Origin of the sequence: Pseudescherichia sp. (assembly GCF_031979925.1) — a bacterium.
In the GTDB taxonomy this organism is placed as follows: Bacteria; Pseudomonadota; Gammaproteobacteria; order Enterobacterales; family Enterobacteriaceae; genus Pseudescherichia.
Genome location: NZ_DALZFB010000002.1, coordinates 1 through 20,493 on the forward strand (window position 1 = coordinate 1; position 20,493 = coordinate 20,493).

20 protein-coding genes and 1 tRNA gene are annotated in these 20,493 nt (G+C 56.5%); 10 read left to right on the plus strand and 11 right to left on the minus strand.

Annotated elements, in window-relative coordinates; all coding sequences use genetic code 11:
• Nucleotides 1-93: 93 nt before the first annotated feature.
• From RTM13_RS03375 to pnuC, 3 genes are all read left to right on the plus strand, one after another.
• A tRNA-Lys gene (locus RTM13_RS03375) sits at nt 94-169 on the plus strand.
• Between the two features lie 375 nt (nt 170-544).
• The gene (gene nadA, locus RTM13_RS03380) at nt 545-1,585 is read left to right on the plus strand and encodes a quinolinate synthase NadA (protein ID WP_312210998.1); all 1,041 of its coding nucleotides are present in this window, start codon (nt 545-547) and stop codon (nt 1,583-1,585) included.
• A 66-nt stretch (nt 1,586-1,651) separates the two neighbouring features.
• Nucleotides 1,652-2,371 carry a nicotinamide riboside transporter PnuC gene (gene pnuC / locus RTM13_RS03385; protein WP_312210143.1) on the plus strand — a complete coding sequence of 240 codons (720 nt, stop codon included), beginning with the start codon at nt 1,652-1,654 and terminating at the stop codon, nt 2,369-2,371.
• On the opposite strand, the gene zitB is transcribed toward pnuC, so the two are convergent.
• The gene (gene zitB / locus RTM13_RS03390; RefSeq protein WP_312210144.1) at nt 2,368-3,312 is read right to left on the minus strand and encodes a CDF family zinc transporter ZitB; all 945 of its coding nucleotides are present in this window, start codon (nt 3,310-3,312) and stop codon (nt 2,368-2,370) included. The genes pnuC and zitB overlap by 4 nt on opposite strands.
• A gap of 115 nt (nt 3,313-3,427) precedes the next feature.
• A complete protein-coding gene (locus RTM13_RS03395; RefSeq protein WP_312210145.1) occupies nt 3,428-3,880 on the minus strand; it encodes a protein YbgS in 453 nt (150 codons plus the stop codon).
• 320 nt (nt 3,881-4,200) lie between these two features.
• Here RTM13_RS03395 and aroG point away from each other — a divergent pair, with 320 nt between their 5' ends.
• On the plus strand, nt 4,201-5,253 hold the full coding sequence (gene aroG / locus RTM13_RS03400) for a 3-deoxy-7-phosphoheptulonate synthase AroG (RefSeq protein ID WP_312210147.1): 1,053 nt from the start codon (nt 4,201-4,203) through the stop codon (nt 5,251-5,253).
• Between the two features lie 41 nt (nt 5,254-5,294).
• Here the strand turns inward: aroG and gpmA are convergent, their stop codons facing one another.
• From gpmA to modE, 7 genes are all read right to left on the minus strand, one after another.
• Complete coding sequence (gpmA, locus tag RTM13_RS03405; RefSeq protein WP_042392192.1) at nt 5,295-6,047, minus strand: 2,3-diphosphoglycerate-dependent phosphoglycerate mutase; 753 nt, start codon at nt 6,045-6,047, stop codon at nt 5,295-5,297.
• A 207-nt stretch (nt 6,048-6,254) separates the two neighbouring features.
• On the minus strand, nt 6,255-7,295 hold the full coding sequence (gene galM / locus RTM13_RS03410) for a galactose-1-epimerase (RefSeq protein WP_312210149.1): 1,041 nt from the start codon (nt 7,293-7,295) through the stop codon (nt 6,255-6,257).
• Nucleotides 7,289-8,437, minus strand: coding sequence for a galactokinase (gene galK, locus RTM13_RS03415; protein WP_312210151.1), 1,149 nt, complete (start codon nt 8,435-8,437; stop codon nt 7,289-7,291). The genes galM and galK overlap by 7 nt, the downstream gene beginning before the upstream one ends.
• A 2-nt stretch (nt 8,438-8,439) precedes the next feature.
• Nucleotides 8,440-9,486, minus strand: coding sequence for a galactose-1-phosphate uridylyltransferase (galT, locus tag RTM13_RS03420; protein ID WP_312210152.1), 1,047 nt, complete (start codon nt 9,484-9,486; stop codon nt 8,440-8,442).
• Nucleotides 9,487-9,496: 10 nt separating this feature from the next.
• A complete protein-coding gene (gene galE / locus RTM13_RS03425) occupies nt 9,497-10,513 on the minus strand; it encodes a UDP-glucose 4-epimerase GalE (RefSeq protein ID WP_312210154.1) in 1,017 nt (338 codons plus the stop codon).
• A gap of 192 nt (nt 10,514-10,705) precedes the next feature.
• The gene (gene modF, locus RTM13_RS03430; RefSeq protein WP_312210156.1) at nt 10,706-12,178 is read right to left on the minus strand and encodes a molybdate ABC transporter ATP-binding protein ModF; all 1,473 of its coding nucleotides are present in this window, start codon (nt 12,176-12,178) and stop codon (nt 10,706-10,708) included.
• A gap of 82 nt (nt 12,179-12,260) precedes the next feature.
• Complete coding sequence (gene modE, locus RTM13_RS03435; RefSeq protein WP_312210158.1) at nt 12,261-13,049, minus strand: molybdenum-dependent transcriptional regulator; 789 nt, start codon at nt 13,047-13,049, stop codon at nt 12,261-12,263.
• A gap of 127 nt (nt 13,050-13,176) precedes the next feature.
• Between modE and RTM13_RS03440 the strand changes: the two genes are divergently transcribed.
• The 4 genes from RTM13_RS03440 to modC all read left to right on the plus strand — a co-directional run bounded on the left by RTM13_RS03440 (nt 13,177) and on the right by modC (nt 16,020).
• Nucleotides 13,177-13,326, plus strand: a complete 150-nt coding sequence (locus RTM13_RS03440) for an AcrZ family multidrug efflux pump-associated protein (protein WP_042392206.1) — start codon at nt 13,177-13,179, stop codon at nt 13,324-13,326.
• A 169-nt stretch (nt 13,327-13,495) separates the two neighbouring features.
• Nucleotides 13,496-14,272 carry a molybdate ABC transporter substrate-binding protein gene (gene modA / locus RTM13_RS03445; protein ID WP_312210161.1) on the plus strand — a complete coding sequence of 259 codons (777 nt, stop codon included), beginning with the start codon at nt 13,496-13,498 and terminating at the stop codon, nt 14,270-14,272.
• Nucleotides 14,269-14,958, plus strand: a complete 690-nt coding sequence (modB, locus tag RTM13_RS03450) for a molybdate ABC transporter permease subunit (RefSeq protein WP_312210163.1) — start codon at nt 14,269-14,271, stop codon at nt 14,956-14,958. Before modA ends, modB begins: the two co-directional genes overlap by 4 nt.
• 3 nt (nt 14,959-14,961) lie before the next feature.
• Complete coding sequence (gene modC / locus RTM13_RS03455) at nt 14,962-16,020, plus strand: molybdenum ABC transporter ATP-binding protein ModC (RefSeq protein ID WP_312210165.1); 1,059 nt, start codon at nt 14,962-14,964, stop codon at nt 16,018-16,020.
• Here the strand turns inward: modC and RTM13_RS03460 are convergent, their stop codons facing one another.
• The gene (locus tag RTM13_RS03460; RefSeq protein ID WP_312210167.1) at nt 16,021-16,839 is read right to left on the minus strand and encodes a pyridoxal phosphatase; all 819 of its coding nucleotides are present in this window, start codon (nt 16,837-16,839) and stop codon (nt 16,021-16,023) included. It abuts the gene before it with no gap.
• Nucleotides 16,840-16,992: 153 nt separating this feature from the next.
• On the opposite strand from RTM13_RS03460, the gene pgl reads away from it, so the two are divergent.
• Complete coding sequence (gene pgl, locus RTM13_RS03465; RefSeq protein WP_312210168.1) at nt 16,993-17,988, plus strand: 6-phosphogluconolactonase; 996 nt, start codon at nt 16,993-16,995, stop codon at nt 17,986-17,988.
• Between the two features lie 312 nt (nt 17,989-18,300).
• Nucleotides 18,301-18,717, plus strand: a complete 417-nt coding sequence (locus tag RTM13_RS03470) for a hypothetical protein (RefSeq protein ID WP_312210170.1) — start codon at nt 18,301-18,303, stop codon at nt 18,715-18,717.
• A 15-nt stretch (nt 18,718-18,732) separates the two neighbouring features.
• Here the strand turns inward: RTM13_RS03470 and RTM13_RS03475 are convergent, their stop codons facing one another.
• Entirely contained in the window at nt 18,733-19,848 is a 1,116-nt protein-coding gene (locus tag RTM13_RS03475) for a PAAR domain-containing protein (protein ID WP_312210171.1), read from the minus strand.
• Nucleotides 19,849-20,493: the final 645 nt, after the last annotated feature.

Consider the following 20,493-nt stretch of genomic DNA (forward strand, 5'->3'; position numbering starts at 1 on the left):
AGTTGACTTTTAATCAATTGGTCGCAGGTTCGAATCCTGCACGACCCACCATCTTTTACGCAGGCTTCAGGTTTGCGGGTTGTAAGCCCCAAGGGGTCGTTAGCTCAGTTGGTAGAGCAGTTGACTTTTAATCAATTGGTCGCAGGTTCGAATCCTGCACGACCCACCAATTTCAACATAAAGAATAGATGTTGAATGTGAAGGATAACGTTGCTTTAGCAACGGCCCGAAGGGCGAGGCGAAGCCGAGTCATCCTGCACGACCCACCAATGCAAAAAAGCGCCCTAAAGGCGCTTTTTTGCTATCTGCGATATGACGCCGGGTGGCGCTGAGCTTACCCGGCCTACGGTTTATCATCGTCTCCATAGTTGTGTAGGTCGGGCAAGCGAAGCGCCGCCCGACATAGCCATCTCACGCCTATTTATTGTGACTTTTCCTCTGCGATCCGCTATCTTGTTTAGTATATAAAACACAAATGCCTCATCCTTGGTCAGACGCAACAGGTGCGGGCATTATTGTTAAGTCAGCAAAACGAGAAAGCATGATGAGCGTAATGTTCGATCCTGAAACCGCGATCTACCCCTTCCCGCCTAAGCCGCGCCCGCTGAGCCTCGACGAAAAAGCGTTTTATCGCGAAAAGATCAAAAGGCTGCTGAAAGAACGCGATGCGGTCATGGTGGCCCACTACTATACCGATCCGGAGATCCAGCAGCTTGCCGAGGAGACCGGGGGATGCATCTCCGATTCGCTGGAGATGGCGCGCTTTGGGGCCAAACATCCTGCGTCTACGCTGCTGGTGGCGGGGGTGCGCTTTATGGGCGAGACCGCCAAGATCCTCAGTCCGGAAAAAACCATTCTGATGCCTACCCTGGACGCAGAGTGCTCCCTCGATCTGGGCTGCCCCATTGAAGAGTTCAGCGCCTTCTGCGATGCGCACCCGGACCGCACCGTCGTGGTCTACGCCAACACCTCCGCCGCCGTTAAGGCCCGCGCAGACTGGGTAGTCACCTCCAGCATCGCCGTCGAGCTGATTGAGCATCTGGATAGCCTCGGAGAGAAGATCATCTGGGCACCGGATCGCCATCTCGGCAGCTACGTGCAAAAGCAGACCGGGGCAGACATCCTCTGCTGGCAAGGGGCATGCATCGTCCATGACGAGTTCAAAACCCAGGCGCTGGCACGTATGAAAGCCCTCTATCCCAACGCCGCCGTTCTCGTTCACCCGGAGTCGCCGCAGGCGGTGGTGGATATGGCGGATGCCGTTGGCTCCACCAGCCAGCTGATCAATGCGGCCAAAACGCTGCCGCACCCGCAGCTTATTGTCGCCACCGATCGCGGGATCTTTTACAAAATGCAGCAGGCGGTGCCGGAGAAAGAGCTGCTGGAAGCGCCTACCGCCGGAGAGGGAGCAACCTGCCGCAGCTGTGCGCACTGCCCGTGGATGGCCATGAACGGCCTTCAGGCTATCGCTGAGGGGCTGGAGAAGGGTGGGTCAATGCATGAGATCCAGGTAGATGCAAAACTGCGTGAGGGGGCGCTGCTGCCGCTTAACCGGATGCTGGATTTTGCCGCGACGCTACGCTGAGTACGCGCGAGCCAATAACAGCTATGATTGTTAAGACAATTTCACTTTTTGATACGCGGGGCAAAAATGGATTTTTTTAGTACGCAGAATATCCTGGTTCACATTCCGTTGGGGCATGGCGGCTACGATCTCTCCTGGATCGAAGCGGTAGGGACCCTTGCCGGGCTGCTATGCATCTGGCTCGCCAGCCTGGAGAAGATCAGTAACTACGCTTTTGGCTTAATTAACGTGACGCTGTTTGCGGTGATCTTTTTCCAGATCCAGCTCTATGCTAGCCTGCTGCTGCAGCTCTTCTTCTTTGCGGCTAACATCTATGGCTGGTATGCATGGTCGCGACAAACGACGCAGAACGAGGCCGTACTGCAAATCCGCTGGCTGCCCCGTGGTAAGGCGATAGTCTGGCTGGTTATCTGCGCCCTGGCAATTGGCCTGATGACCCTGTTTATCGATCCGGTATTCACTTTCCTGACCCGTATTGCGGTCTCCATTATGCAGGCGCTCGGCTTAAGCGTGGCGATGCCTGAGCTACAGCCCGATGCATTCCCGTTCTGGGACTCCTGCCTGATGGTGCTGTCGATCGTGGCAATGGTGTTGATGACCCGTAAATATGTCGAAAACTGGCTGCTGTGGGTCGTGGTTAACGTGATTAGCGTGGTGATCTTTGCCCTACAGGGCGTCTACGCCATGTCGCTGGAGTACCTGATCCTCACCTTTATTGCGCTGAACGGCAGCCGGATGTGGATTAATAGCGCGCGGGAACGCGGCTCACGCGCGCTGACAGGCTAATGGTGATGATGGTGAGCGTGGCCGGAGGGCAGGGTATTGAGATTGCACTCCGGCCCGTTACAGGGGCGGTACTCCATCTGAATCGTCACGTGTGAGATCGCATAGTGATGGATCAGAAAGTGCTGGATACGCTCCAGCAGTGCATCATGATCGTGCGGGGGGATCACCTGTACGTGAAGCGTCATTACCGACTTCTCTCCCACCGTCCAGACGTGCACATGGTGCACGTCACGCACCTCCGGAATATCACGGCGTAGATGGCGGCGCAGCGCGGCGATATCCAGCGACACCGGTGCTCCCTCCAGCAGTTCATTTACGCTCTCTTTAAGCAGCTTCCAGGCGCTGCGCAGCACCAGGCAGGAGACCAGCACCGACAGGATCGGATCGACTGGCGTCCAGCCTGTCCACAGGATCAGCAGCGCAGCAATAATGGCTCCCACGGAGCCAAGCAGATCGCCCAGGACATGCAGCGCTGCCGCTCGCACGTTTAAATTCTTCTCTTCGCTGCCGCGATGCAGGATCCAGAATGAAACGATATTAGCCACCAGGCCTGCCACGGCAATGCTCAGCATGGCAAAGCCCGCCACCGGCTGGGGATGGTAGAAGCGCACAATCGCTTCCCAGACGATCCAAAAGGTGATGACGACCAGCGCCAGGGCGTTAACAAACGCCGCCAGGGTGGTGAGCCGTAGCCAGCCGAAGGTGCGTTGCCCGCTCGGCGGACGACGGGCAAAACGCACGGCCAGCAGAGCGAAGAGCAGGGCGGCGGCATCGGTAAGCATATGACCCGCGTCGGCCAGCAGGGCCAGCGAGCCAGAGAGCAGGCCACCAACAACCTCGACCACCATAAACAGGGCGGTGACGCTAAAGGCTAGCAGCAGGCGACGGGCATTGCCGTCATGGTGTTCAGAAGCGGGAGCATGTGAATGGTGATGCGCCATGAGTGTCATTCCATTTAATGTATTCTCAGCGACTTACATCATTGCAGATTTTAATTTCCTCGCCACAAAAAAATAAGGAGAGCCTAAGCTCTCCTCATGTCACGCATCAACGATATTACTGGGAAGTACCGTCGGTTTTGGTATCCACGTCGTTATTCATACCGTCGCCGGTTTCCACTTTTTTATTCACGTCCGGGCAGCGTCCATCTTTACACATGCTGTTTTTATGGATGTCGTCTTTATCCATATGCTGACCGTCGGCGCTGGTAGATGCCCCACCGTTGGAGTGCAGCATGCCGCCGCTAGAGGTACCGGTAGCACCACCGGTTGCAGTACCGGTAGTACCCGTCGTGTTAGTGCCGGTAGAGCCGGTTGCTGCGTTGGTATTGCCGGTATTAATGTTGTCATTGCTAACATTGTTCGGCGGCAGATTTTCTTTAGCGCCCGGTGCTACCGCGCCAGCATCTGCAGCGGCATTCGCTGCACCGTTTGCTGCTGCGAATGCTGCACCGCTAGCAAGAGTCAAAGTAGTCGTGAGTAAAATTGTGGCCAGTTTATTCATTTTCATAATCGTGCTCCTGTTCTCGTCATTACATTGGATAGCGATATCCAACAGTGCAGATGCGAAACGGAATATTCGCTCAGTAGTGAAAGATGCCGAATCCCACCAAAAAGGCAGAATGGAATCTGGATAAAAAATAAAAACAAAGTGGTTACAGGTAAAAAGTTTAGCCACGTTGCCCGTGTTCGCTAGCCACTAACCCTTTTTTATCACTTTTCAAGAATATTCCGTATTGAGTGTAAAAGTGCGTTTACACTTCCTGACGGAGCCGTTAGATTGGAGGGATTGCATTCACAGACCTAAGTATGGCAAACGCTGGAACGATCATGAATTATCAGAACGACGATTTACGCATTAAAGAGATTAACGAACTGTTACCCCCAGTGGCGCTGCTGGAAAAATTTCCGGCGACAGAGACCGCGGCCAACACGGTTTCTCATGCCCGTAAGGCTATCCATAAAATCCTCAAAGGCAGTGACGATCGTCTGCTGGTGGTGATTGGGCCCTGCTCAATTCACGATCCGGCAGCGGCCAAAGAGTATGCCGCACGCCTGCTGACCCTGCGTGAAGAGCTGAAGGGCGAGCTTGAGATCGTCATGCGCGTCTATTTTGAAAAGCCACGCACCACCGTGGGCTGGAAGGGGCTGATTAACGATCCGCATATGGATAACAGCTTCCAGATCAACGACGGCCTGCGCATCGCCCGCAAGCTGCTGCTGGAGATCAACGACAGCGGCCTGCCCGCGGCGGGGGAGTTCCTCGATATGATCACCCCGCAGTACGTTGCTGACCTGATGAGCTGGGGCGCAATTGGCGCGCGCACGACCGAGTCTCAGGTGCACCGCGAGCTGGCATCCGGGCTTTCCTGTCCGGTAGGCTTCAAAAATGGTACCGATGGCACCATCAAGGTGGCGATTGATGCTATCAACGCTGCTGGCGCGCCGCACTGCTTCCTCTCCGTCACTAAGTGGGGCCACTCGGCGATTGTGAACACCAGCGGCAACGGCGACTGCCATATCATCCTGCGCGGCGGCAAAGAGCCGAACTACAGCGCGAAGCACGTTGCGGAGGTTAAGCAGGGGCTGGAAAAAGCCGGACTGGCAGCGCAGGTGATGATTGACTTCAGCCATGCCAACTCCAGCAAGCAGTTTAAAAAGCAGATGACCGTGGGTGAGGACGTCTGTCAGCAGATTGCCGGCGGCGAGAAAGCGGTGATTGGCGTGATGATTGAGAGCCATCTGGTAGAGGGCAACCAGAGCCTGGAGAGCGGCGAGCCGCTGGTCTATGGCAAGAGCGTGACGGATGCCTGTATTGGCTGGGAAGATACCGACACGATTCTGCGTCAGCTGGCTAACGCGGTGAAAGCGCGTCGCGGTTGAGAACAGTGCCCGGCAGCAGCGTGCCGCCGGGCATTTTTAAATTACTTCGCTTTACCCTGGTTTGCTACCGCCGCCGCTTTTGCAGCGATTTCGTCAGCGTTACCCAGATAGTAGTGTTTGATCGGCTTGAAGTTTTCGTCGAACTCATACACCAGCGGTACGCCGGTCGGAATGTTCAGCTCAAGGATCTCATCTTCACCCATGTCGTCCAGGTACTTCACCAGCGCACGCAGGGAGTTGCCGTGAGCGGCAATGATCACGCGCTCGCCGCTTTTCAGGCGCGGCAGAATGGTTTCATTCCAGTAAGGAATAACGCGATCGATGGTCAGCGCCAGGCTCTCGGTCAGCGGCAGCTCCTGCTCGGTCAGTGATGCGTAACGCGGATCGTGGCCCGGGAAACGCTCGTCGTCTTTGGTCAGCGCCGGTGGGGTCACCGCGAAGCCGCGACGCCACTGCTTAACCTGCTCGTCACCGTACTTCTCAGCGGTTTCGGCTTTGTTCAGACCCTGCAGCGCACCGTAGTGACGCTCGTTCAGTTTCCAGGACTTCTCTACCGGCAGCCAGGCCTGATCGAGTTCATCAAGGACGTTCCACAGGGTGTGGATGGCGCGTTTCAGCACGGAAGTGTAGGCAAAATCAAAGCTGAAGCCTTCTTCTTTCAGCAGCTTACCTGCTGATTTTGCTTCGCTCACGCCTTTCTCAGACAGGTCAACATCGTACCAGCCGGTGAAGCGGTTTTCGTTGTTCCACTGGCTTTCGCCATGACGAACCAGAACGAGCTTAGTAACAGCCATACTCTCTCCTTAATAAACCTGATTGAATGATAACAATTCTCATTATATTGCCGAGGCGACGCCAGCGGCAACGCATAACCATTACCATAGCGAAAATAGTGGCGCAGTGTAAGGTACTTGTGAAATCGGGGTTAGGATTTTGTCCGTAAACGGTGCTTATTTCAGCAGGATGGACAAAAAAAGCCCCGTTAAAACGGGGCTGTACGGTTATTGCGGAATAAACTGATACTCGGTGACGCTCACGTATTCTGCGCCGGGGCGGAGGATAGCGTCAGGCTGCGGATACTCCGGGTGGTTCGGGCTATCCGGCAGAAACTCGCTCTCCAGGGCCAGCCCCTGATACGCGCTGTATTCGCCCTGCTCGCGGGCAGGTGTGCCTTCCAGATAGTTGCCGGAGTAGAACTGCAGCGCCGGAGCGGTGGTGTAGACGCTCATCTGAAGCTTCCTGTCCCCCGACCAGAGGTGCGCCGCAGGCTGGCTGGCATCGCCCTTTGTCTGGAGCAGGAAAGCGTGATCGTACCCCTTCACCTTCCGCTGATCGTCGTCCTGAAGGAAATCATCCGCGATGGTTTTCGGCTGGCGGAAGTCAAAGCTAGTGCCTTCAACCGTCTTCAGCGCCTGATACGGGATCCCGGTTTCATCCACCGGCAGATACGCATCGGCCAGCAGCTGAAGCTGATGATCGCGCACGTCCGACTGTACGCCGTTAAGGTTAAAGTAGGCGTGGTTGGTCAGGTTTACCGGACAGGGTTTATCCACGGTGGCGCGATACTCGATCGAGATGCGATTATCCTCCGTCAGACGGAAGAGGGCGCTGGCGCTGAGATTGCCAGGGAAGCCCTGGTCGCCGTCGGGGGAGGTCAGGCTCAGCAGCGCTTCGTTGTCATTCTTACGCACGATGCGCCAGCGGCGCTTATCAAAGCCTTCCGGCCCGCCGTGGAGCTGGTTTTCACCCTGGCTCGGCAGCAGCGCGTAGCTCTGCCCGTCGAGAGTAAAGCGGCTTTTAGCGATGCGGTTGGCGTAGCGGCCCACCGATGCACCCAGATAGGCGGTCTGCTCCACGTAGCGCTGCGGGGTATTGCAGCCCAGCAGCGTTTCACGCACCGAGCCGTCCGGCATCGGTACGCGGGCAGAGAGCAGGGTCGCGCCCCAGTCCATTAGGGTAACTACCATCCCCGCGCCGTTGCGCAGGGTGATTAAACGGTATGCCAGCCCGTCCGGGGCCAGCGCAGGGGTTTCGTTTAGCACTGTCCGGCCCCCTCTGATGCTTTACAGACGTAGAAGGTCTCTTTGATGCCGGTTTTGGCTTCATACTGCGCCGCCACGGCCTCCTGAACCTGGGAAACCAGATCTTCCGGCACCAGCGCCACGATGCAGCCGCCGAAGCCGCCGCCGGTCATACGCACGCCGCCTTTATCGCCAATGGTCTCTTTAACAATCTCCACCAGGGTGTCGATCTGCGGCACGGTGATCTCGAAATCATCGCGCATAGAGGCATGGGACGCCGCCATCAGCTCACCCATCCGCTGCAGATCGCCTCTCTCCAGCGCATCGGCCGCTTCTACGGTGCGCTGGTTCTCGGTCAGCACGTGGCGCACACGCTTGGCGACGAGCGGATCCAGCTCATCAGCCACGGCGTTGAACTGCTCCAGGGAGACGTCGCGCAGGGCAGGCTGCTGGAAGAAACGCGCGCCGGTTTCACACTGCTCGCGGCGGGTATTGTACTCGCTGCCTACCAGGGTACGTTTAAAGTTGCTGTTGATGATGATCACCGCCACGCCCTGCGGCATGGAGACCGCGCGGGTGCCCAGCGTGCGGCAGTCTAGCAGCAAGGCATGATCTTTTTTGCCCAGGGCAGAGATCAGCTGATCCATGATGCCGCAGTTGCAGCCCACGAACTGGTTCTCCGCCTCCTGGCCGTTGAGGGCTATCTGCGCCCCGTCCAGCGGCAGGTGATAGAGCTGTTGGAAGACCGTACCCACGGCAACTTCCAGCGAGGCCGACGAGCTTAGGCCTGCCCCCTGCGGCACATTACCGCTGATCACCAGATCCGCGCCGCCAAAGCTCTTGTCGCGGTTGAGCAGATGCTTCACCACGCCGCGAACATAGTTTGACCACTGCTGGTTGTCATGGGCGAGGATCGGCGCATCGAGAGAGAATTCATCGGTCTGGTTTTTGTAGTCGGCGGCGATAACGCGCACGGTACGATCCGTACGCGGCGCGGCGCTGATTACCGTCTGGTAGTCGATGGCGCACGGCAGCACGAAGCCGTCGTTATAGTCGGTATGTTCGCCAATCAGGTTGACGCGGCCCGGAGCCTGAAACGTATGCGTGGCAGGGTAGCCGAATTTCTCAGCAAACAGAGATTGCGTTTTTTCTTTCAGACTCATGGTTAAACTCCTGATTCACGAAAATGGATATCACTGACCGCCCGCAGGCGCTCGGCGGCCTGTTCCGCCGTGAGGTCGCGCTGGGTCTCCGCCAGCATCTCGTAGCCGACCATAAACTTGCGTACCGTCGCGGAGCGCAGCAGCGGCGGATAGAAGTGGGCGTGCAACTGCCAGTGTGAATTCTCTGCGCCGTTAAACGGTGCCCCGTGCCAGCCCATGGAGTAGGGGAAGGAGCACTGGAACAGGTTGTCATAGCGGCTGGTTAATTTTTTTAGGGCCAGAGCGAGGTCGCTGCGCTGGTCGTCGCTGAGATCGGTAATGCGCAGCACTGGGGCTTTCGGCAGCAGCAGCGTCTCAAACGGCCATGCTGCCCAGTAGGGCACCACCGCCAGCCAGTGCTCGGTCTCTACTACGGTACGGCTGCCGTCGGCCTGCTCGCGCTTCACATAGTCCAGCAGCATCGGCGAACCGTTGGCGGCAAAATAGTCCCGCTGCAGGCGATCTTCCCGCTCAATCTCATTAGGCAGGAAGCTATTGGCCCATACCTGGCCGTGGGGATGTGGATTAGAGCAGCCCATCGCCGCACCTTTATTCTCAAACACCTGCACCCACGGGTAGGTCTCACCCAGTTCGGCGGTCTGCGCCTGCCAGGTCTGGACGACCTCTTCCAGCGCCGGGAGGCTCAGCTCCGGCAGGGTTTTGCTGTGATCCGGCGAGAAGCAAATCACCCGGCTAACGCCGCGGGCGCTCTGGCAGCGCATCAGGGGATCATCGCTCTCCGGTGCGTCTGGCGTATCGCTCATCAGGGCGGCAAAGTCGTTAGTGAACACGAAGGTGCCGGTGTAGTCCGGGTTTTTATCGCCGGTGACGCGGGTATTGCCAGGGCAAAGGAAACAGTCCGGATCGTGTGCCGGCAGCGTCTGTTGGGACGGAGTCTCCTGCGCGCCCTGCCACGGACGCTTAGCGCGATGGGGTGAAACCAGAACCCACTGACCGGTCAGCGGATTGTAACGGCGATGAGGGTGGTCGACCGGGTTAAACTGTGTCATAGGATCCTCCTTAATCCGCATAGCCCTGCGGGTGACGGGACTGCCAGCGCCAGGTGTCCTGCGCCATCTCATCAAGAGAGCGGGTTACGCGCCAGTTCAGCTCTTTGTCGGCGCGGCTGGCGTCGGCCCAGTAGGCGGGCAGATCGCCTTCGCGGCGCGGGGCAAAGTGGTAGCTAATCGGTTTGCCGCAGGCTTTGCTGAAGGCGTTTACTACGTCCAGCACGCTGCTGCCAACGCCTGCACCAAGGTTATAGATATGCACCCCGGCTTTACCTGCCAGCGTCTGCATAGCGGCAACGTGGCCGTCGGCCAGATCCATCACGTGGATATAGTCGCGCACGCCGGTGCCGTCTTCAGTTGGGTAGTCGTTGCCAAAGATAGCCAGCGACTCGCGACGGCCTACCGCTACCTGGGCGATGTAGGGCATCAGGTTATTCGGGATGCCCTGCGGATCTTCACCCATATCACCCGACGGATGCGCGCCAACCGGGTTGAAGTAGCGCAGCAGAGCGATGCTCCACGCCGGATCGGCTTTTTGCAGATCGGTGAGGATCTGCTCCACCATCAGCTTGCTCTTGCCGTAGGGGCTTTGCGGCGTACCGGTCGGGAAGCTCTCCACATACGGGATCTTCGGCTGGTCGCCGTAGACGGTTGCCGATGAGCTAAAGATAAGGTTTTTGACGTTAGCCGCGCGCATGGCAGCGATCAGCCGCAGGGTGCCATTAACGTTATTATCGTAATACTCCAGCGGTTTGGCCACGGATTCGCCAACGGCCTTGAGGCCAGCAAAGTGGATCACCGTATCAATCGCGTGATCGCGCAGCACTTCGGTGAGCAGCGCTTCGTTACGGATATCGCCCTCAATAAAGGTAGCGGCTTTGCCACCCAGACGGGTAATCACCGGCAATACGCTTTGCTTACTGTTGCAGAGGTTGTCGAGAATAACGACGTCGTGACCGCTTTGTAACAGCTGTACGCAGGTATGACTGCCAATGTAACCGCTACCACCTGTAACCAGAACTCGCATATTTGGCTCCATTAACCATATGTTATCTAATAACGATAGCATAACAGAGATGCAAAAAGTGTGACATGAACGAAAGTAGTGGAATCGCTTACACTAAAAGAGCGCAGGGGAAAAAGCGCTTTAAATATTTTGTAAAATCAAACAATTAAAGCGTTATCATGCGCCTGGTCTGAAAAGTGTCAGTCTGATGGCTTAGGCCGGACGGTCAATCTGATAGCCGTAGCTATCACCCTCGGGTACAAAATGCAGCCGATGGGTAATACAGGCGGGGGCATCCTGAGCATGGTGAGAGACGAACAGCAGCTGGGTCTCTCCCTGGCCTATCAGCACGTCAACAAAGCGGCGGACCAGTTGCCGATTGAGCGGATCTAACCCCTGTAACGGCTCGTCGAGGATCAGTAGGGTAGGGTGCTTGACCAGCGCCCGGACAATCAATGCCAGCCGCTGCTGCCCCCATGAGAGGCTATGAAAAGGCGCATCGGCGGTGCGGGCGTCAATACCCAAAATATCCAGCCACCCCTGGACCAGCTTCTGCTGCTTATCCCACACCGCCTGGTAGATGCCAATCGAGTCAAAATAGCCGGAGAGGATCACGTTACGCACGGTGGTGCTGACCCGGTACTCCAGATGCAGGCTGCTGCTGACGTAGCCGATGTGCTTTTTGATATCCCAGATGGTCTCGCCGCTGCCCCGGCGGATGCCAAACAGCGTCAGGTCGTTACTGTAGCCCTGGGGGTGATCGCCGGTGATCAGGTTAAGCAGCGTCGATTTGCCCGCCCCGTTAGGGCCGATAATCTGCCAGTGCTCACCGGGATTCACGGTCCAGGTCAGATGGTTAATGATGGGCCGATCGTTATAGGAGACCACGCCGTCGTTAAGCACAATGCGCGGGGCATCCGCTGCCAGCAGGTGGTGAGCAGGGGGCACGTCTGGCGGCGGCAGGGACATGCCTGCCAGCGTCTCGCTGTGCGCCAGCTGGGCAATCAGAGCCTGATCCAGCAGAGCCTGCTTTGCGCCGGTCTCGCTCAGGGTGCAGTCTACCAGTACCCCGGCATTGGCGACAAAGTCCGGGATCTCATCGAAGCGGTTAAGCACCAGTGCGAGAGTAATGCCCTGGGCATTCAGCTGACCCAGCAGCTCCGCCAGCTGGGCGCGGGAGGCCACGTCCAGCCCGTCAAAAGGCTCATCGAGGATTAATAGCTCGGGATCGGCCATCAGCGCCTGGCAGAGCAGGGTCTTGCGCGTCTCGCCGGTAGAGAGGTACTTAAAGCGGCGATCGAGCAGGCCGCTAATGCCGAAGCGTGCGGCCAGATCGGCGCAGCGTGCCGGATCCTTTACCTCCTCCTGGATAATCTGCGCCGTGGTGCGGCCGGTATCCTCTTCGCCAGGGCTGAGCAGATCGGTGTTGTTCCGCTGCCACTCATCGCTGACCAGCTTTTGCAGCTGTTCAAAAGAGAGGCGGGTGATGCGGGTAAAGGTGCTCTCCCGCGTCCCTTTCAGCAGGGTAAGCTCACCGGCCAGCGCTCTGGCGAGAGCCGATTTGCCGCTGCCGTTGGTGCCGACAAAAGCCCAGCTCTCTCCGGCGCGCAGCGTAAGGTCGCTGATAGCGAGCGTGCGTGTATCGCTAAGACGAAACGTGCCTTGCGAAATATGCAATAACGACATGACGTATCCCATTTTTTGCAGCAGTAGTGCACAGAGATACGTGCTGGCGGCGGGATTGTCAATGCGCTTCGCACCCGGCGGCTTAGCAGAGGGTAGCGACGATGATCCGGTCGGCGTTGAAGTAGGCGATCGCTTCGCTCTCTGGTGTCAGCGGGTCCGCCTGCTCCCGCGCGACGGTGGCGCACAGCGTCTGCCCGTCCGGCAGGGTCATCAGCACTTCGCTTTGCGCCTCGCCGTGCTCAATATGGCTGATGCGTCCCGGCAGCTGGTTATCGGCACTGGCGGCAACAGCGCTATCCTGAGTGATGTTCACCCACGGCGCTTTTAACAGCACCAGCACCTCTTTGCCCTCGTCCAGCCCGAGACGTTCGCCGCTGCGGGCGGTCAGGGCCGCCTTCAGCCGGGTGGTGCCGTCCGCCAGCAGGATATTGACGTGCTGCTGAACCTGGGTATGATCCCGGCCGGTCACCGTGCCGAACCACTGGTTGCGGGCGCTGGTCTGCAAGGAGAAACGGGAGATGGCCGCCAGCAGGCTGTTGAGAGGCAGGGCGTCGTCGTCGCTCAGCACATCGAAAGCTTTCTGTTGGATCTGCGCCAGCAGATCGTAGAGCTGAATCAGCCGCTGGCCGTAGCGCGTAAGCTGCGCGCCGCCGCCGCCCTTGCCACCGGTAGCGCGGTCCACCAGGGATTGCTCGCTGAGCTGGTTCATCTCGTTGATGGCGTCCCAGGCGCTTTTATAGCTGATGCCGGCGTTTTTCGCTCCCTGACTAATGGACCCGGTCTGTTCTATCTGTTTGAGAAGGGTGATACGTCTGGGATCGGCAAACAGCCGCTGCTGGAGCCGGAGGGTAAGGAGGATTTCAGCCTGCATAGTCAATCCTTGTAAAAGGGGTATTGTGACGTAAATGGTCACGGGCGCAAAGGGCATCGCACAAAAGGGACGTGTAATTCTGCGTGACCAGGTTAGAATGATAACTTCACTATATCTGGAGTAGACCATGTTAGAGTTATTGAAAAGTCTGGTATTCGCGGTGATCATGGTACCCGTGGTGATGGCCATCATTCTGGGGGCAATCTACGGCCTCGGTGAAGTGTTCAACATTTTTTCCGGCATCGGCCACAAAGACCGGTCCAGAGAGTCCCGCTAGTTTCTAAAGACGCCCGCATCAGCGGGCGTTTTGCTATTCAAGCTTTTTTACCCGCTGCCGATATCTGTTTTACCAGGGGTACTGCTTAAGCGGTACAAATAAGCCCTGTAAAAACTCGGGAGTTATCGTTATATTACGAAGTATATAACGTCACTCACAGGAGTCAGATATGGCACGTTCGGGATTACGCTTTTTAGCAGGTGCGGCATTAACCCTCTCACTCACGGGCCATGCCCTGGCGGACGAGGGGAAGATCACGGTATTTGCTGCTGCGTCGCTGACTAACGCGATGCAGGATATTGCTACCGCCTATACGAAAGAGAAAAAAGTTAAGGTCGTCTCATCGTTCGCCTCCTCCTCAACGCTGGCACGCCAGATTGAGGCGGGTGCACCTGCCGACCTCTTTATCTCCGCCGATCAGAAGTGGATGGACTACGCGGTAGAGAAGAAAGCGGTTGATACCGCCAGCCGTGAAACGCTGCTCGGCAACAGCCTGGTGGTGGTTGCGCCAAAAGCGAGCGCCCAGGGCGAGATCGCCATTAACGATAAAACAAACTGGGCCAGCCTGCTGAAGGGTGGCCGTCTGGCGGTGGGCGATCCGGAGCATGTCCCGGCGGGCATCTATGCCAAAGAGGCGTTACAGAAGCTGGGCGCATGGGATACCCTGTCGCCGAAGCTTGCCCCGGCAGAGGACGTCCGTGGCGCACTGGCGCTGGTAGAGCGCAATGAAGCCCCGCTGGGCATTGTCTACGGCTCGGACGCTGTGGCCAGCAAGGGCGTGAAGGTGGTCGGCACCTTCCCGGAAGATTCGCATAAAAAAGTGGAATACCCGCTGGCGATTATCGACGGGCATAAAAACGCCACGGTTAGCGCGTTTTATGACTATCTGAAAGGCCCGCAGGCTTCTGAAATCTTTAAACGTTACGGATTTACGACGCACGAATGATATTGACCGATCCCGAATGGCAGGCGGTATTGCTGAGCCTGAAAGTCTCCTCCCTGGCTGTTCTCTTCAGCTTGCCCTTTGGGATCTTCTTTGCCTGGCTGCTGGTACGCTGTACCTTTCCGGGCAAAGCCCTGCTCGATAGTCTGCTACATCTTCCCCTTGTTTTGCCTCCCGTGGTGGTGGGCTACCTGCTGCTCATTGCGATGGGCCGCCGGGGCTTTATCGGCGAGTGGCTCTACGACTGGTTCGGTCTCACCTTTGCCTTTAGCTGGCGCGGTGCGGTGCTGGCGGCAGCGGTGATGTCATTCCCGCTGATGGTGCGGGCTATTCGCCTGGCGCTGGAGGGGGTTGACCTTAAGCTTGAGCAGGCGGCGCGCACCCTCGGGGCCGGGCGCTGGCGGGTCTTTATGACGATTACGCTGCCGCTGACCCTGCCGGGGATCATCGTCGGGACGGTGCTGGCCTTTGCCCGCTCCCTCGGCGAGTTTGGCGCGACCATCACCTTTGTTTCCAACATTCCCGGCGAAACACGCACCATACCGTCGGCGATGTACACTCTGATCCAGACCCCCGGTGGCGAAAGCGCGGCGGCGCGGCTGTGCCTGATTTCGATTGTGCTGGCGCTGATTTCGCTGCTGGTATCTGAGTGGCTGGCGCGGATCAGCCGCGAGCGGACGGGGAGGTAGACCATGCTGGAACTCGATTTTACCCAGACGCTGGGCACGCACCGACTACGCGTCGAGGCGAATTTGCCCGCCAGCGGCATCACCGCCATCTTTGGCGTCTCCGGAGCGGGGAAAACCTCGCTGATTAACGCCGTCGGCGGCCTGACGCGCCCGCAGCAGGGGCGCATCGTGCTCAACGAGCGGGTGCTGAACGATACCGAAAAAAACATCTGCCTGCCGCCGGAGAAGCGGCGGATTGGCTACGTTTTCCAGGATGCACGCCTCTTTCCCCACTACAAAGTGCGCGGCAACCTGCGCTACGGCATGGCGAAAAGCATGGCCGGACAATTCGACCGGCTGGTGGCCCTGCTGGGCATCGAGCCGCTGCTCGACAGGCTGCCGGGAAGCCTCTCCGGCGGTGAGAAACAGCGGGTGGCGATTGGCCGGGCGCTGCTCACTGCCCCTGAGCTGCTGCTGCTCGACGAGCCGCTGGCCTCGCTGGATATCCCCCGCAAGCGTGAGCTGCTGCCTTACCTGCAACGGCTGGCACGGGAGATCAATATCCCAATGCTCTACGTCAGCCACTCGCTGGATGAGATCCTGCATCTTGCCGACAAGGTGATGGTGCTGGAGGCCGGAGAGGTAAAGGCCTTTGGCAATCTGGAGGAGATCTGGGGCAGCCGGGTAATGAACCCGTGGCTGCCGCCGGAGCAGCAGAGCAGCGTGCTGAAGGTAAGCGTGCTGGAGCACCATCCGCACTATGCCATGACCGCGCTGGCACTCGGCGATCAGCATCTGTGGGTGAATAAAATTGACAGCCCGCTACAGACCGCGCTGCGCATCCGTATTCAGGCCTCGGATGTCTCGCTGGTATTGCAGCCTCCGGTTCATAGCAGCATCCGCAATATCCTGCGGGCGAAGGTGGCCCAGTGCTATGATGACCAGGGTCAGGTCGAGGTTCAGCTTGAGGTGGGCAGCCGCACGCTCTGGGCACGGATCAGCCCGTGGGCCAGGGATGAGCTGGGCATCAAGCCTGGCCTGTGGCTCTACGCCCAGATCAAGAGCGTCTCGATTACCACCTGATTACAGCAGGCGGGTGTAGATAAACTCGGCGATGGTATCGGTGGTATTGTCGCCAATCACCACGTCGGCGTGGGCCTTCACCTCATCCGCCGCGTTACCCATCGCGACGCCGATGCCTGCCGCCTGTAGCATACTAATATCATTGAAGTTATCGCCAAAGGCCACCACGTCTTGCATCGACAGCCCCTGGGAGGCCACCCACTGGGCCAGACGCCTGCCTTTGCTGTTGCCCTGGCGGGCAATATCGACCTGATCGTGCCAGGAGCGCTCGCACTCCAGACCAAGCTGCTGCTCTACCTCAAGGGCAAAGGCGTTGAGTTTGGCGCTGTCCTCATCGGTAAGGGCAAACTTCCAGATGGCGTTCACCTCGCGAGCGGTCTGTGCCAGCGAATCGACTTGAGTAAAGACCGGGCGCTGCTCCGGCGGCAGGGACTGCGCCCAGTTACGGGTGCGCAGCACGTGTCCGGTAGGCGTCTCGTATACCATCTCATTATCCACGTACATCAGGGCGTTAACCTGATGCTCATTGAGCATATCAATAAGTTGCAGCGCCTGGGCAACGGGAAGCGGATCGGCCTCCATGACCTTTTTTGCCTGATAATCATACGAATAGGTGCCGTTACAGCAAATTGCAGGTGTATCGAGCGCCAGTGCCTGATAAAAAGGATGAATGGCAACATGGTGTCGGCCGGTCACAATGATCGGAGTAAAGCCGGCTTCCCGGGCACGCGCGAGCGCTTGCAGCGAAGAGGGGAGCAGGGTCTTTGTGGGGGTCAGCAGCGTGCCGTCTAAATCCAGTGCAATAACTCGCGAGGTCATGTCGTGTTCCAGGTAAAGAATGAAATTCAACTCGTTACCCATGGTACACCGCCATGATGGCCCGGCAAAACGTCGGGCCTAAATAGAGCATTCGCCGCTAAAAAAGACTATCGTGGTTATCTATCTCACTGCTTTTGCGATCAAGGAGAACTTATGCAGCAAACCGTTTATACCGCCAGCCCCGAGAGCCAGCAGATCCACGTCTGGCGTCTGAACGACGAAGGTACGCTGACCCTGGTGCAGGTCGTTGACGTGCCGGGCCAGGTGCAGCCGATGGTGGTGAGCCCAGACAAGCGTTTTCTCTACGTCGGCGTGCGCCCGGAGTTTCGCGTGCTGGCCTACCGTATCGCACCGGAAGATGGCGCGCTGACCTTTACCGCCGAAGCGCCGCTGTCGGGCAGCCCGACGCATATCTCCACCGATCGCCAGGGCCGCTTTATCTTTACTGCCTCCTACAACGCAGGCAGCGTCAGCGTCACCCCGCTCAATGACGGCCTGCCGGGTGAGGTGACGACCCTGGTAGAGGGTCTGGAAGGGTGCCACTCGGCCAATATCTCTCCGGATAACGCCACCCTGTGGGTCCCGGCGCTGAAGCAGGATCGTATCTGCCTCTTTACCCTTGGTGATGACGGCCAGCTTACCGCGCAGACCCCGGCTGAAGTAACCACCGTTGAGGGTGCTGGCCCGCGCCATATGGCGTTCCATCCGAATCAGCAGTACGCCTACTGCGTAAACGAGCTTAACGGCTCGGTCGACGTATGGCAGCTCAGCAACGCTCACGGCCAGGTGGAGTGCGTACAGACCCTGGATATGATGCCTGCTGATTTCGCCGATACCCGTTGGGCGGCAGACATTCATATTACGCCAGACGGGCGTCACCTCTACACCTGCGACCGTACCGCCAGCATCGTGACTATCTTTAGCGTCTCGGAAGATGGCAGCGTGCTGGCCGTAGAGGGCTTCCAGCCCACCGAAACCCAGCCGCGTGGCTTCAATATCGACCACAGCGGTAAATATCTGATTGCAGCAGGACAAAAGTCGCACCATATCGCGTTGTACGCGATCCAGGGCGAGCAGGGCCTGCTGGAGGAGAAGGGCCGCTATGCCGTTGGGCAGGGACCGATGTGGGTAGTGGTGCACGCGCACTAATCTGTTAGCACCGTAACGCCGGGCGGCGGCTTCGCCTTGCCCGGCCTTGTATTATCCTTCTTGTGCAGAGGGCTGGCCATGATGGTGTCGATGGTTTAACCCGTTTAATTCATAGTCTCAATAATATGCCGGGTACCCAGGGCAATCTCTGTAACAGCGGCATAAAATATCTACTTTTTATGTGAGGGCTTGAAATAAAAATATGATGTAAACTGTATTTTAACAAAACTGCGGCATTCGCACTTAAAGAGAAAACGTTTTACAGAAATCCGGATATTGTCTCAATGCTTTTTTCTTTATGGGAATGGTATTGTGAATATAAAATTAAGAGACGGCGTGAGAAAAGTAATGCGAATTACTTTGCTGTTACTGGTTATTGCTGTGGTTTTATATCTTTCCTTTTTATTGTTGAATGTCAGGTATATTGATAAGAAAGAAAGCATACTGATGTTATCAGGAGAGGGTCTTATAGCCTTAATCGGTGGAGTAACAACAATATCGGTTGTTGTTAATGAACTTATTTTTAAAATTAAACCCAAGAAAAAACTTCCTGTGCTTATCTTTTTTATTGTCATTGTATTATTGGCTGTGATGTATGACATAGGCATTGAATATATATTCAATATTCATGGTTATAGTGAGTGCAGTCATTTTTCAAGGAAAGATTTAAATAGTCTTTTTGTAAGAAATGAAAATAACTGCTTTTTAGAAAGAACGCGGTGGCGGTAATCCACCGCGCTATTTTTATCTAATATCAATTATCAATTCGCCAGCAGATTCGCCCATTTTCTCACCATATTTCTCAGTGGCGAAGCCACCAACAAGAGAGACAATCAGATTGCAACCTAATGCCCCAGCCCCTGCGGCTTCAAATGTTGCAGCACCTAAAAGCAGTGAACAAACAGCGGTTGCAGCCCCTTTTTCTATCGCTATACCAGCCAAAGATGCGCCTCCTAACCCTCCAGCAAACTCCCCAACTGAGGTAAACGTAGTTTTCTTACACTCGCGTCCGGTCGTACAGGCATCATAGATTTTTCCGGCTGCATTAAGGGCATTAAGGCCGATCCCGACTCTGCCGAATACTTCCATCGCCTTAACAATTTTGGCGGCCTTTTCTATATGCGTGGCGTAGTTCTCAATATCACCCACACCGGTTTCGTTCCACTGGTGCGTAATGGCGCGAGTGGACAGTCCCAGTGATGTTTTGAGACTCTCATACTGGTTAAATATGAAACGTTTATTCATGAATGCTTTTAACACGCTGTCGAGTTGAGCCAGCAACTGACGGCGCTGGACATAAAACTCCTCCCCGATAAGCGCGCCCTGGGTGATGTAGGCGTTTTGATAGGTTGTCTGAATTTGTATCAGCAATTGCTCTATGCGCTCAAAATAACCTTTTGCGGCTTCTGCAATAGTCCCTGCTGCATCTCTTCCGGTTCCCGATGCATCAAGGGCAGCAGCAGCCATTGCCAGTGCATCGCGGTTTTTGTGCAAAAACAGGGCCTGCTGGTGGCTGAGCGGTGCCAGTGCCGCATCAACCCGTGCTTTGGCGGCTTTCATATGAGCTATCTGCCTATCATCCTGTTTTTCAGGATCGACAATTAACAGAAGTGAACCTGCTTTAAATTCCCCTGAGCCATTCAGCGAATGATAGAGGGCTTTTGTACCGGATACGGGTTCGTCATTGAATAACCAGGATTCATAGCTTTTCGCCGTTGCGCCATAGGGAAGAATACAGTAACCCGCATCAACAGGAATATGGAGCTTTTTAGGTGGTGCCGTTACAGGTTGTGGTGAGGGGGATGTCTGAGGAGGGACTTTAGCTGTCTGCGTATGCTGTACGGGCTGGGGTTGACTCACTATCCTGATACTTTGTGGCCTGCTCCTGCCCACAGGCCCGGCAGGGGATATTAGCCGATTTGAACCAGGGGGACAGCCACACGTAACCACAGCATTATTCCCCGCAGCGCATCGCCCATGAAGAATGACGAATGGAATATTACCGATAAGTTCACCGACCTGACCGCAGGCGGGGCAGGGCGTTGTTTTATCGCCATGACGAAGTGCGCCTGTTCCCTCAGTGCTGAAATACGGTAAAGAACTTATTGCGTAAGAACCTGTTGTTGTACGGTCGCCATCAAGTCCTTCGGGTATGCCATCCCATATAGAGCGGTTAGAGGTCATTATTCTGCCCCTCATGCTCAGGCGTATGAGATTGCGTATTGAGTTGAGCCAGCAGCTCAAAAGTAAGCGCATTGGTATACTGCTTCGTCATGTAAAACCCCTTTTTTTATATGGATAAATAGCAGGGTAATAATAACGCCGACAGGTGATGTTATTCAAAAAAGGTAACGGCCCTGCAGGCCGCATTAATGCTATGATTATTAAGTTACTTACATTAAATTACGCCCTGTAACCAGAAAATAGAAAGCCGCCTGAACAGCAGGCATAAAAAATCCGGAAATGGGTGAGCATTTCCGTAACGCCGGGCGGCGGCTTCGCCTT